The sequence below is a fragment of the Pedobacter polaris genome (genome assembly GCF_005116505.1).
GTDB classification, from domain to species: Bacteria; Bacteroidota; Bacteroidia; order Sphingobacteriales; family Sphingobacteriaceae; genus Pedobacter; species Pedobacter polaris.
The window spans coordinates 696938-709822 of sequence record NZ_SWBR01000001.1 but is presented as its reverse complement, the minus strand read 5'-3'; the positions used below and the strand labels follow the sequence as shown (position 1 = coordinate 709822).

General features: G+C 34.8%; 11 protein-coding genes. 6 read left to right on the top strand and 5 right to left on the bottom strand.

Annotated features, from left to right (window positions below):
• The first annotated feature begins 36 nt into the window (after positions 1-36).
• Positions 37-1554, top strand: a complete 1518-nt coding sequence (locus FA048_RS03200) for a glycerophosphodiester phosphodiesterase family protein (RefSeq protein WP_136838764.1) — start codon at positions 37-39, stop codon at positions 1552-1554.
• Positions 1555-1612: 58 nt separating this feature from the next.
• Here FA048_RS03200 and FA048_RS03195 read toward each other — a convergent pair whose 3' ends face one another.
• The 5 genes from FA048_RS03195 to FA048_RS03175 all read right to left on the bottom strand — a co-directional run bounded on the left by FA048_RS03195 (position 1613) and on the right by FA048_RS03175 (position 7728).
• Positions 1613-1804: a cold-shock protein gene (locus FA048_RS03195; protein ID WP_090993574.1), complete on the bottom strand. Its 192-nt coding sequence runs from the start codon at positions 1802-1804 to the stop codon at positions 1613-1615.
• A 96-nt stretch (positions 1805-1900) separates the two neighbouring features.
• Positions 1901-2881 carry a hypothetical protein gene (locus FA048_RS03190; RefSeq protein ID WP_136838763.1) on the bottom strand — a complete coding sequence of 327 codons (981 nt, stop codon included), beginning with the start codon at positions 2879-2881 and terminating at the stop codon, positions 1901-1903.
• Between the two features lie 37 nt (positions 2882-2918).
• The gene (locus FA048_RS03185) at positions 2919-3785 is read right to left on the bottom strand and encodes a phosphodiester glycosidase family protein (RefSeq protein ID WP_136838762.1); all 867 of its coding nucleotides are present in this window, start codon (positions 3783-3785) and stop codon (positions 2919-2921) included.
• A 55-nt stretch (positions 3786-3840) separates the two neighbouring features.
• A complete protein-coding gene (locus FA048_RS03180) occupies positions 3841-6333 on the bottom strand; it encodes a zinc-dependent metalloprotease (RefSeq protein ID WP_136838761.1) in 2493 nt (830 codons plus the stop codon).
• A gap of 141 nt (positions 6334-6474) precedes the next feature.
• Positions 6475-7728 carry an aspartyl protease family protein gene (locus FA048_RS03175; protein ID WP_136838760.1) on the bottom strand — a complete coding sequence of 418 codons (1254 nt, stop codon included), beginning with the start codon at positions 7726-7728 and terminating at the stop codon, positions 6475-6477.
• Between the two features lie 52 nt (positions 7729-7780).
• Between FA048_RS03175 and FA048_RS03170 the strand changes: the two genes are divergently transcribed.
• The 5 genes from FA048_RS03170 (at position 7781) to FA048_RS03150 (ending at position 12842) form a co-directional block, all read left to right on the top strand.
• The gene (locus FA048_RS03170; RefSeq protein ID WP_136838759.1) at positions 7781-9115 is read left to right on the top strand and encodes a D-alanyl-D-alanine carboxypeptidase/D-alanyl-D-alanine-endopeptidase; all 1335 of its coding nucleotides are present in this window, start codon (positions 7781-7783) and stop codon (positions 9113-9115) included.
• Between the two features lie 257 nt (positions 9116-9372).
• Complete coding sequence (locus tag FA048_RS03165) at positions 9373-10164, top strand: alpha/beta hydrolase (RefSeq protein WP_136838758.1); 792 nt, start codon at positions 9373-9375, stop codon at positions 10162-10164.
• 16 nt (positions 10165-10180) lie between these two features.
• The gene (locus FA048_RS03160; protein ID WP_136838757.1) at positions 10181-11251 is read left to right on the top strand and encodes a glycosyl hydrolase family 18 protein; all 1071 of its coding nucleotides are present in this window, start codon (positions 10181-10183) and stop codon (positions 11249-11251) included.
• Positions 11251-12288 carry an aminotransferase class I/II-fold pyridoxal phosphate-dependent enzyme gene (locus tag FA048_RS03155; RefSeq protein WP_136838756.1) on the top strand — a complete coding sequence of 346 codons (1038 nt, stop codon included), beginning with the start codon at positions 11251-11253 and terminating at the stop codon, positions 12286-12288. Before FA048_RS03160 ends, FA048_RS03155 begins: the two co-directional genes overlap by 1 nt.
• Complete coding sequence (locus tag FA048_RS03150; RefSeq protein ID WP_136838755.1) at positions 12285-12842, top strand: SixA phosphatase family protein; 558 nt, start codon at positions 12285-12287, stop codon at positions 12840-12842. Before FA048_RS03155 ends, FA048_RS03150 begins: the two co-directional genes overlap by 4 nt.
• Positions 12843-12885 lie beyond the last annotated feature (43 nt).

The window sequence follows — 12885 nt, the reverse complement described above, 5'->3', positions numbered from 1 at the left end:
TTCAAAACCCTATTTTTAACGCTTTAAACCATATATATGAAACAGTTAACCATTGCAATTTTAATGATAACCATAATTACGACAATTGCAAATGCACAAAAGAAAATAACATCTTGGAATAAAAACCAAGTAATTGCGCATCGAGGAGCATGGAAGAAAAATAATATACCAGAAAACTCTATCGCAGCTTTACAGCAAGCATTTAAATTAAACTGCCATGGCTCAGAATTCGATGTTCACTTAACTTTAGATAGTATAATTGTGGTTAACCATGATGCTACTTTTTTAGGCACTAGTATAGCCAAATCTACTTACAAGCAATTGTTAGAGAAGAAACTTTCAAACGGAGAAACGATCCCTACTTTAGAAAACTATTTGAAAACAGGGATGAAACAGAAAAAAACCAAGTTAATTTTAGAGATTAAACCTCAAAACTTAGGTAAAGAAAGAGATATGCTTTTAACAGAAAAGGCACTTCAAATGGTCCGGAAATTAAAAGCACAGGCCTGGGTAGAATATATCAGTTTTGGATATGATATCTGCACTTACATTATTAAGAATGAACCAAACGCTAAAGTAGCTTACTTAACAGGAAATGTTGAACCAGAAAAAATGAAAGCAGACGGTTTTAGTGGAGTAGACTATCATTTCTCGGTTTATCAGCAAAATGCAGATTACATAACAAGATTTAAGAAGCTCGGAATGACAGTTAATGGTTGGACTGCAAATCTTCCTGCGGAAATATCCTACTTAATTGCTAATGAGGTTGAATATATTACCACGAATGAGCCTGAGCTAACATTTGAAATGATTAAAAACGCTCCATTAGTAAGTGGTTGGAAATTGAAATGGGCTGATGAGTTTGGCGGCAAGGGATTACCTGATCCAAAAAATTGGACTTATGATGTTGGAGGAAATGGATGGGGGAACAATGAAAAACAATTTTATACAAAGGCAGATACTTTAAACACTAAGGTTGAAAAAGGAAGCCTAAATATTACTGTTCGCAAAACGGATAAAGAAAACATGGCATACACCTCGGCACGTTTGGCTACTCGAAAAAAATTCGATTGGAAATACGGGCGGTTGGAAGTTAGGGCAATGCTGCCTAAAGGAAGAGGTCTGTGGCCTGCAATTTGGATGTTGCCTACTAATTGGAAATATGGTTCTTGGCCTGCAAGTGGCGAAATTGATGTGATGGAGCATGTTGGTTTTGCACCAGATTCTATCCATGGGACAGTACATACAAAATCATTTAACCACACTATTAATACACAGGTAGGAAAGGCGATTAAATCTGATACACATTACACTGAATACCATGTTTATGCTATGGAATGGTTTGAAGATCACATAGATATTTTTATGGATGGTAATAAATACTTCAGCTTTAAAAACAGTAGAAAAGGAATGGAAGAATGGCCTTTTGATCAAGATTTTCATTTACTACTAAACATTGCTGTAGGTGGTAACTGGGGAGGGAAACAAGGAATAGATGACCAAATCTTTCCTGCTACAATGAAAGTAGATTATGTTAGGGTGTATCAGAAATAAAAAATTATGCAAAAAAAAGCCTCGATTTGAGTCGAGGCTTTGGTAAATATGATAATAATTAGATTACTTTCACATTAACGGCATTCAAGCCTTTTTTACCGCTTTCAACATCGTATTCAACTTTGTCGTTTTCACGAATTTCATCGATAAGGCCTGTTGAATGTACAAAAATTTCGCTATCGCCGTTTGCAGGGATAATAAATCCGAAACCTTTAGTTACATTAAAAAATTTTACTGTTCCTTCTTGCATTGTATTGTATTTAATAATTAAGTGTGCAATGTACATAATTAATATTTAATAATTGCAAATACCTCATTTTTTGATAAATATAAGTTTAAAGAGAGTTTAATTTCCTGTTCTGCCAATTACTTTTAGAGAAATTTCGCTTGAATGAGGGATACCTAGAGTTTTGCCAGGTGTAATGTAAAAAAGATTGCTAAGATACATATCGGCAATGCCTTGCAGTAATTTTTTCCTTTGTTCTCTATATTCTGGTAGTACAAACTCATAACCTTTTGTTACGTACATTTTTCCATTTGCGTCAACCACAACAGAAAAATTATAGACAAAATCTTTGTAAGATTTGTTGATGACAATCTTATAGTAGGGATAAAAATAATCAACGGCAGATTTTCTATTGTTTAGTTCATCAGCCGTACTTATCTTTTCTACACTAACATTTTTACTATTTGGAACAAAAACAACTGGGGATGTAGCCGGGAATGCAACAGTAGGATTTGATGGGTCTTTATATGTTTTAAGACTGAGATCTTTTATAAATAGCGTATCTCTGCTTGTTGGTTTTTGAAGTTCGCCAATTGTTGTGTTTAATTTATCAATAATTTTTTTTGAGTAATAGGTAGAATATACATCAGAGCGTGGATCATCGTCACCAGCTATTTTCATGGCATCAACTTGTACTCTTTGTAAAACCAAGCTATCTTTTGAAATGATCCGTACCCTAAAATACTCTCTGGCGAAGTTATAAATCCTTCCATGATCATGGTGTAGATAGAATGACTCCATTTTTTTCTTCTCAGGACTATAAGCAAGCATCGTGTCTGGTGCTTTAAATTGAATGATCCATGTAGGGATTTGTTGGAAGCCATCATTATTAAACGAAACGCCATTTTTAAAACGGCGTTTAACCTCAAAAAAACGAATGCCATTAACATCTTTGAATTTAAGGTTGTTTTCTGGTAGGTCTTCAATCTCTGTTTGGGATTTAGGAGTTTTACGAGCTTCAACCTTTGAGTCAGAATTGCATCCTGCAAAAAATAAGATTGATGTGATAAATATAAAAAAACAGGAGTTCTTAGACTTCATTTTATGCTATTATTCAATAAATAACGTGGTAAAGATATTATTGTTTCTTTTTTAATAGGATAACATTAGCAACTTTTCTTGTGCCTTCATGATCCCATTTTTTATTATCGGAAGGATAATTTACTACTCCGTTTTCTGGAGCACTACTAACCCACAAAGTTGTAGAGCCCCCACCATCTAAATTAATGGCACTTGTACAACCCAGCCACCTCATTACTTTGGTTAGCTCGAAAAGACTCATCCCTGCAGAATTTTCCTGTCTTCCGTCAACAGTTAACAAAATCACTGTTCCATCTGCTTTAATTCCAATTGCACTCCGTGGATGACGAAGCCTATTGAAAGCCGTGGTGTCTAATTCTTCAATTTTTTGATTATAAATTAATAAAGGGCCACTATTCATTACATCTTTTTCGGTTAAACTATCTTCCCAATTAGTGCTTCCATCCCATTTTTTGATGCTTAATTTGCCATTATTAATTAAAATAGCAGCTCTTTGGTGTCTTGCTCTTGTATTGTTTTTTTCGAGACGATTTTGATTAATTACCGCTCCACCTACTTTAACAAAATCTACAGACCCACCATTTTTAATATCGAAAAAGGTTCCATTTATAGCAGCGATGGCATTGTTTTCCTTGCCGAATATTTGTGTGACTTTTAATACTTTCACATCTGCACCAATTGCAAATAACGGAGCATTTCCTCTAGGCTTAACCTCAACGTAGGAGATATTTTGGTTCGCCATAAACAGATTTTTCCCATTAAAATGATGGCTAACCAATTTAGTTTTTGGTGCTATTTTTTGTTTTTGCCATTTGGTTTTAACAACAGCTATAGAATCGACATTTTGTGCGAAGGCAAAGCTTCCTACAGAAAATATTAAAAATAGTATAGTTCTTTTCAGCATGGTGCAAACATAAAAAAACCCGCTCTAATTTTAGAGCGGGCTATATTAAATAATATTATTTTTTAGGATCAAGGATATCATTTATTCTAGTAACTAAATCTTCATAATGAGCTTTAGTCATTGCATCTCCAGCTGCTGCTCGAGCTTTAGCAGCTGCTGCTAAAGTTTTTAACTCTACCCTAACTAAAGGTCTGATATCTGTAACACCAACGTTAATTGGCGTAAAGTTGAAACCTGGAGGTAAACCTATTGGAGCGGGTGCATCAACCATTAAACTTCCTAGTCTATCAATATACCCTCTTTGTAAATTACGCTTGAATGCATCCGGTCTACTGGCCGCGAAAATTGTTCCACGAACATCTGTAAATAATTCAGGAACTGTATATGCACTAGCGCCATTTTTGGTTTCATTATCTAACATTCTAAGCAATCGTGAAACTGTAAAAATATTATTAATGGTGCTGGTTTGTGCTGCTTTAATTCTAGTTAACATAGCGCCATTATCAAATTTGTTCAATTGATCGCTATTAATTAACCAAAGTGGAGTAGTGAATAATTGCTGATTTAAAAATGTAACAGCTTCTTTTTGTTTTGCTTCAGAAACATAATTATAAACGGCTCCTGCTTGCTCATAAGTTTTGTAATTTTCACTTAATCCACCAATGTTAAAAGTAACATGGCCCATGTATCTGCTGAACTGACCAATCACCTCTCCGTAAAGCTCACTTAGATTGCTGTAATCTTTACCCGCTTCATAAGTCCATTTTTCTATGTTTGGCAATATCCGTTTTAAGTTGGCAATACCATATGTACTAGCTTTCATTGCATTGTCACCTAAATCTTCACTTTGATCACGAGGATCGTATTGGTTACCTTGACGACCATAGAAATATAATGGGTTTCCAGCTTTTGCTTTAGTCCAAACATCTAATTTTTCCTTTTCTTGTTGAACGGTTAAATTGCCAGGAAACCAAGAATAACCCCATTTTACGGCCCACTTATCATATTCGCCAATTCCAGGGAACATTCTTACAACACCATCTCCAGGTTGTGCAACATAGTTGAAACGAGCATAGTCCATAATTGAAGGAGCGGTAGCATATTTATCTGTAAAGGCTTTTGAACGTAACGAATCTACAGGATAGGCATAGCTAGAACCAAAGTTGTGTGGTAAACCTAAGGTGTGGCCAATTTCATGTGAAGATACAAAACGGATTAATTCTCCCATTTGGTTATCACTGAATTTAGATTTACGAGCTTCTGGATTAATTGCTGCCGTTTGAACAAAGAACCAATTTCTAAGTAAGCTCATCACGTTATGATACCAACCGATATGGGTTTCTAAAATCTGACCCGTACGAGGATCAGAAACATGAGGGCCATATGCATTAGCAATATCTGAAGCAAAATAACGCACCATAGAATAACGAGAATCATCTACGCTAAACTCTGGGTCTTGTTGAGGTGTAGGCGCTTCTTTACCAATGATTGCATTTTTAAAGCCAGCAGCTTCAAAAGCAACTTGCCAATCGTTAATGCCGGCAATTAAATATGGCACCCATTTTTTAGGCGTTGCCGGATCAATGTAAATAACAATTGGTTTAACTGGTTCTACCAATTCACCACGTTTGTAAGCGGCAGTATCTTTTGGAACTAAATTCCATCTATGGATATAAGCTGTACGTTCTGCTTTTTGAGCATCAGTACCATAATCCGTTTGTCCTTGACCAAAGAAGCCGACTCTCGCATCCATTAAACGTGCTTTAGCAGGCGTTTTTGGTAATAATAACATCGAAGTATTAAACTCAAATGTAATTGCACCAATGCTATTGTCTATTGGAGATTCTGCTGAACGATAGGTTTTTGCAGTAACTACTTCAATGTTTATTGGAAATGTTTTGATCGTATCTACATAAGATCTTGTGGCATCAAAAGCAGTCGTTTTATAGGCTTTTCTTATAGCATCTGTAGCGCCAATTGCCATAATATCACCATTGTAAAAATCAGTAACATCAATAACAACACCTGTTGTATCTTTATTATAAGCCTTAATATCAAAAGAGGCTAGAATACTCGAAAGATTAGAGTTTTTAACAGATTCGTACATGTCCGTACCTTTATCAGCCTTTACAGAATAGCTAGGTACGCGGATAAAAATCTGCTTTCCGCGACGCTCCCATTGCCATACTTGTTCATTAAGTTGCTCACCTCCATATTGTTGGTTGCCAACTTTCACTCCAGATGGCACTTTAGCCAAACGAGTTACCACAAGCATTTCACGGTTTAAAATAGAATCAGGAATTTCAAAATACCATTTATCATCCACTTTGTGGGTTTTAAATAATCCTGTTTTGCTTTTGGCTTTATTTGTAATTATTTCTGAAAAAGGTTTAATCCCTTCTTTTTTAGGAGCTGCGCCTGCAGGAGGTGTTGTTGCGGCTGATGCTGGCGGAGTAGTTGTTGGTCTTCTTTGCGCAAAAGTGGTACCCCCAATTGCACATAAAAATGCCAACCCAGCTACAGCCAATAGGTTTTGATTTTTACTCATAATATTGTAAGTTAGTTTGGTATTAAAAGGTTAAAAGTAAAACTGTGTTATGGATATAATAGCCGAGTAAAAGAAATGTTACGATAATGTGGGAAATGCTTCAAAAAAGAATGAAAGTAATCGGTTAATATTATCTAATAGTTAAACCCTACGCTTTAGTTTTAGTAATTTAACAATATTCTTATCGCCCCTTATGATTTCAACCACAACAGTTTTTCCATCATCAGACTTAAATAAGTTAGTGATTTCTTCTAAGGAGTAAAGTAAAACCCATTTAAAATCTAATGATATAATTTCATCTTGTTCTAAAAACCCAGCTTTATCAGCTGGAGAACCCTTTTCAATTCTACCAATAAAATACCTCTTGCTGTTATTGGGATCTATATAGACTTCAATTCCAGACATATCATGATCAAAATCTGCTCTATAGCCTTGATTAGGTTTTAAATATATTGCAGCATTTTGGTAGTCATAGGTTGCATCAAATCTCCTTAAAAATTCTGCACCTAAGTTTCCGTCTTGGATTCCATAGCCTATTTTTGCGGCAACAGATTCAAATGAAGGAAAACCCGATATAATATTTTTAAATGAAAATTTCCCAAGCTTTAAAAGCGGAATTCTCCCTACATGACCACTTATAGGACCACTTAATCCTATTCCTAAATTTGCTGTAATTATAGAATCTGGAAGAGGAAAAGCGGCTCCATCAAGGGCCTCCATAGATAAGGCATGACTTGCGCCACAATCTATAATCAGCTTTGCTTTAATATTTTTTTGCTGTGGAGTTACCATATCCACAATTATGTATGGTTTTTTGTTTTGAATTTCAAGAGGAAATTTCACACCCCTTTTTCGTGCTTTTTCAAGGGGTGAAGAAAACACAATACGCTGAGTTGAATAACTAATCTTTACAACAAAACTATTAAAGAAATAATATCCTATAATTCCATGAATTTTTTTTCCTACATAGCTGGAAAGATTAAAAACATCTTCTTTTAAAATTGCTGTAGGAATGTGTTGAATGGTTGCCTCTTTAATCGTTACGCTAAGCTCAGAAGTTAAAAACGCAGGTATTTCTCCGCCTTCGCCTACCCCATAAATTTTTGTAGTTCTTAAATTTTTAAGCTCAAGGGTATCCATAAGAGCAGGCTCTGTAATAATCAAAGGACCAACTCCTGTATCTAAAATAAAATTATAAGGACCTTTCCCGTTTATATACAGAGGGATTATAATTAGGTTTTTTATCAATTGAAAGTTTACAAAGCTCTTTTTGCGATTTCCTTCAAAAGAAAATGTTTGTGCACAGGCAATATTCGCAACGCAGATCTGCGCTATAAGCAATACTAAAATTATAGTAAGCGAATGGATTTTTATTTTCCTTTGCCAATATTTCATGAAACTAAATTAATAAATTAGGGCGCACATTTTCATCAGAAAAGATTTATAAATGAAAAAATACTCCCTAGATAAAAAAAAGCTACTAATTTATTTGACTCTAGTTCTGGTGATTTGTTTCTCAGCATGTGCCCCTAACCGAATTATTGCTAAAAAAGTTAATAAAGAATTTAAAAATTCTCTAATTATCGATAAATATCATGTGGGTTTTGCCTTATATGATATGGAGAAAAAAGAAATGATTTACCAAAAAGATGCCGATAAATATTTCACTCCTGCATCTAATACTAAACTTTATACTTTTTATGCCGGCTTAAAAATGATGCCCGATTCCATACCATCTTTAAGGTATATAGAAAGAGGCGATTCTTTAATTTTTTGGGGAACAGGAGATCCATCATTTTTACACACCCAATTAAGGGGGACAAAAGCATTCGATTTTCTTAAATCAAGCACTAAAAAACTCTTTTATGCTCCGGGTAGGTATACCGGGTCTTTTTATGGCAATGGTTGGCAATGGGATGATTACAATGAATATTACCAAGCAGAAATTAATGATTTGCCATTATTTGATAACATGGTCTTAATTACCGCAAAAACCGCTGGGAATATGGATGTTTTGCCAATCACTTTTGCAAGTTGTTTTGTAAAAGACTCCATTACAAATACAAAAACGTTTAAAGTTACCAGAGACTTTAATTCCAATAAATTCAATTTTACCACAGCCATTATCCCATCAAAATATGCTCAACAAGTTCCATATAAAGTTAGCACATCAACAACTGTTAATCTTTTGGTTGATACATTGAACAAATATGTAGACATGATAAACATGAAAATGCCTATTGATGCGAAAACAATTTATAACTTAAAAAGCGATACCGTATTCAAGCACATGATGCTTCCTAGCGATAATTTTATCGCCGAGCAATTGTTATTAGTTTATGCTAACAAATTAGGCATCGAATTAAACACTGCTAAAACTATAGATTACATTAATACTACGTATTTATCGGCATTACCAGATAAACCTAAGTGGGTAGATGGATCAGGGCTGTCAAGAGGAAACCTGTTTACACCAAGAGATATGGTTAAGCTTTTAGAACTGATCTATGCAGAAGTAAATGATAGGGAAAGATTATTTACAATGCTACCGGCTGGTGGAAAAACTGGCACATTAAAAAACGCCTATCCTAAAACAGATATACCTTTTGTTTATGGTAAAACAGGAAGTTTGTCTAACAACCATAATCAAAGTGGATATGTAACTACTAAAAAAGGACGAACTTTAATATTTTCTTTCATGAACAATAGTTTTGTTTTACCTACGGCTGATGTTAGGAAAGAAATGGTTAGGATAATGACTTATATACATGATAATTTTTAAGATTGAAAAGGTATTGAGTTAGCTGAATTCATCAAGAACGAAATCCTCTTTTAGAAATTATTTCACGCCATCTAGCTAATGCCACAATAAGCCCACGGAAGTTAAATCCGATAGAACCCCTTTTGCTGTTAAAGGCTGCGGGTTTTTGCGGGATATCAAAATATAACTGCAAAAAAATGCATCTTTTTAGTTTTTTTTTGCGCAATTTAGATAATGCGAAATCAGTATTCTAATAAATTGCAGGTTTTTGAATAGTTATGAAATTATATTTAGTTACTTTATTATTATTGCTTAGTGGGTCGGTTTTAGCACAGGATCAATTGACTTATCAAAGCAAAAACTTGCCTAGAACAGACACAACTTGGGTTTTTAAACCAAAAAACTATAAGAAGTTAGAAAAACTGCCAATCATTTTTCTTTTACATGGTTATAGTGGAAACTATAAGCAATGGAATAATATCATGGACGCACAAAAGTATGCAGATGAATATGGATTTATAATTGTTTGTCCAGATGGATTATTCAGCAGTTGGTATTTAAATAGTCCGGTAAAGTCAGATTGGCAATTTGAAAATTTCTTTTTCGATGAGTTATACCCAGATATGAAGAAGAGATATAAGGTTGATGAGCAGCATATCTTTATTACAGGTCTTAGTATGGGTGGCCATGGCGCTTTTAACTTGTTTATTAAGAGACCAGAACTTTTTACAAGTGCAGGCAGTACAAGTGGCGGTATAAAGTTGTCTGATGGATTTGGTAAGTTCGGATTAGGAGATTTATTGGGCAATCCACCTGCCGATAGTGAACTCTGGAAGAAATTTTCTGTTTTTGAGAATATAGATAAGCTTAAAGGAAATCCAAAACCTATAATCTTCGACTGTGGTTCATCAGATTTTTTCTATGTGTCAAACAATCAACTGAAAGAAAAATGTGACTTGTTAAAACTTAATGCAACATATACTTCTCAACCCGGTGCACATAATAAAGCATATTGGGCTAAATCTATAAAACAACAGTTTACCTTTTTTAAAAATCAAGTAAATCCCTAACCAAATCTCTATTCATATGAAATTAAAAAATATACTATTTGCCTTAACCGTTGTGTTAACTATCGCTTCATGTAGCAAGAAAAGCGACCCTACACCAACTCCGACGCCCCCAACGCCCAATCCACCTAGCATTCCAACACCACCCACAAGAACACCTTGGGTAGCTGGCACTTTTAAGATAGTGGCTTATATGCCAGGTTACAGAGACCCTGCAACGGTAGATGATAGCAAGTATAAAATGATTACCCACTTATTCTTTGCTTTTTTAAATGTCAATCCAACAGGCGATGGATCTGTTATTGCTTTAACAACTACAGAAAATACAAGGTTTAATACGGTGAAAGCAAAAGCCCAAGCCAATAATGTTAAATTTGGAATTTCGGTAATGGGCGCAGAAACCATATTTGCTACTATTGCTGCTTCTTCAACAGCAAGAAACAATTTTGTTAACAACGTGGTGAATTTTGCAAAAACAAATGGTTTAGATGGTGTTGATATTGATTGGGAATATCCAAGAACAGTTGCTGGAAATCCTAACACTGATTTTACTACCCTGATGGCACAACTATCGGTCGCTTTGCATAATGAAAACAAGTTTTTAAGCGCTGCTATAACACCAGCCGTTTATACTTCAACAAATAAAGATGCTATAGCGCAAGATGCTTATCAATATGTAGATTTCTTTAATATTATGCAGTATGATGGGGGTGTAGGTTATGATGCAGCAGACCCTTTAAATCACGCAACCTATAAAATGAGTGTTAATAGCCTCAATACATGGATAGATACCAAAAAGATGCCAAGAGAAAAGGCGATTGTTGGTATTCCATTGTATGGAAAATCTTCAGGTGGCACTTCAAAGGGATATAGGGATATCGAAGCAAGCGGAGCTAATGTGTATTTGAATCTTGCAACGGTTGGTGGTGTAGATTACGGATATAATGGAATTCAATTGATCTGGCAAAAAGCGCAGTTGGCCAAGGATAGGGCTAATGGAATTATGTTTTGGGAATTCTCTCACGATTCAAACACTTCAAATTCATTAATTAAGGCTGCAAATGACCAACTGGGAAGGCCCTATAATTAATGCAATATCACACAAACTTTAAGCAATTAAATACTCACTTAGGCCCAAGAATTGAAAGTCGCCTTTATTTTGGAGGCACAGCCTATTTAGGCATTCCTCAAAATGAAGCTTATTTAGCATTGTACCTGGAGGGTTTAAAAAAATTTGGATTAAACAATGGAACAAGCAGAGGAAACAATGTTCAGCTTGGCATTTATGACGAAGTTGAACATTATGCTGCGGAAAAGTATGGTTCTGGGAGTGCGCTAATTACCTCAAGCGGATATTTGGCGGCCCAGCTTACCATTAAACATTTTGTAAATTTTGGAGAAATTAGATACGCTCCAGATACTCACCCTGCTTTATGGCAAAATGATAATCCACAAACAGATGGAGCTTTTGCAAATTGGGCAGTGAACATAGTTGATGAGATAAACTCAAGTGATAAAGAAAATTGGGTAATCATTAGTAATTCGATGAACAATCTTTATCCTGAAATTTATGATTTTTCTTTTCTAAAACAAATCAACCAATCAAAGCATATTATTTTGCTAGTAGATGATTCGCACGGAATCGGTATCATTAATAATGGTTTAAGCGCACTATCTGCAGTTCCTAAATGTGAAAATGTAAAAACAATCATCATTGCTTCTATGGCTAAAGCATTGGGTGTTGATGCAGGAATAATTTTTGGAGATACAGATCTGATAGCAGAATTAAAAGAGACAAATGCTTTTTTAGGCGCCTCACCTCCTGCCGCAGCAGGGCTTTTTGCTTTTATGAATGCTGAAAAGATTTATGAAGTCGAACTTTCTAAATTAAATCAGAACATAGCTACATTAAGTAATGTGCTAAACGGAAATAAGGATTGGCATTTTATTCCTAATTTCCCTGTTTTTTTCTCTAAAAATGCTGACCTTAGCACAAAATTACTTGCAAAAAATATATTGGCCTCTTCTTTTCCCTATCCAGATAAGGATGGACCAATTATAAATAGAATTGTTTTAAGTAGTTGGCATACAAATACCGACATTGAAGAACTAATTAAAGCGTTATGATGAAAAAATTTATACTTATATTATTGGTGGTTTTGCTAGGACAGCAAGCTGTAAATGCTCAAAAAGCTGTTAAAGTTTTTGTAGTAAGACATGCTGAGAAAGTAGTAGATGATCCAAAAGCAAAAGACCCAGAATTATCTCCGGGAGGCGCAGAAAGAGCTGTGGATTTGATGAAATATTTAAAGGGAGAAAAGGTTGATTCTATTTATACTACAAACTATAAAAGAACAAAATTAACCGCTTTTCCATTGGCAGATAAAATAGGAATAGCCATTAAAACTTATGACCCTTCTGAACAGAAAGCATTAGCAAAACAATTAATAACTCATGCCACAGGGAAAAAAATATTAATTGTTGGACATTCTAATACTGTTCTGGAAATTATTGAGGCCTTTGGCACTGCAAGACCGGTAAAGGAATTAACAGATGATGATTACGATTATATTTTTGAAATCACAGTAAAAGGAACAAAAGCCGATGTTAAATTCAATCGCTATGGAAAATCTCATCATAGCGAAGAAGGAACTAAAAAGGAAATGAAAAGCGCTAATTAATTTGCTAAACTAATGCCTTTAATCTATTAAATTCATATCCTAA

Coding starts and splice junctions, on each gene's coding strand:
- FA048_RS03200 (WP_136838764.1), top strand. CDS start 37: ATGAAACAGTTAACCATTGCAATTTTAATGATAACCATAATTACGACA.
- FA048_RS03195 (WP_090993574.1), bottom strand. CDS start 1,804: ATGCAAGAAGGAACAGTAAAATTTTTTAATGTAACTAAAGGTTTCGGA.
- FA048_RS03190 (WP_136838763.1), bottom strand. CDS start 2,881: ATGAAGTCTAAGAACTCCTGTTTTTTTATATTTATCACATCAATCTTA.
- FA048_RS03185 (WP_136838762.1), bottom strand. CDS start 3,785: ATGCTGAAAAGAACTATACTATTTTTAATATTTTCTGTAGGAAGCTTT.
- FA048_RS03180 (WP_136838761.1), bottom strand. CDS start 6,333: ATGAGTAAAAATCAAAACCTATTGGCTGTAGCTGGGTTGGCATTTTTA.
- FA048_RS03175 (WP_136838760.1), bottom strand. CDS start 7,728: ATGAAATATTGGCAAAGGAAAATAAAAATCCATTCGCTTACTATAATT.
- FA048_RS03170 (WP_136838759.1), top strand. CDS start 7,781: ATGAAAAAATACTCCCTAGATAAAAAAAAGCTACTAATTTATTTGACT.
- FA048_RS03165 (WP_136838758.1), top strand. CDS start 9,373: ATGAAATTATATTTAGTTACTTTATTATTATTGCTTAGTGGGTCGGTT.
- FA048_RS03160 (WP_136838757.1), top strand. CDS start 10,181: ATGAAATTAAAAAATATACTATTTGCCTTAACCGTTGTGTTAACTATC.
- FA048_RS03155 (WP_136838756.1), top strand. CDS start 11,251: ATGCAATATCACACAAACTTTAAGCAATTAAATACTCACTTAGGCCCA.
- FA048_RS03150 (WP_136838755.1), top strand. CDS start 12,285: ATGATGAAAAAATTTATACTTATATTATTGGTGGTTTTGCTAGGACAG.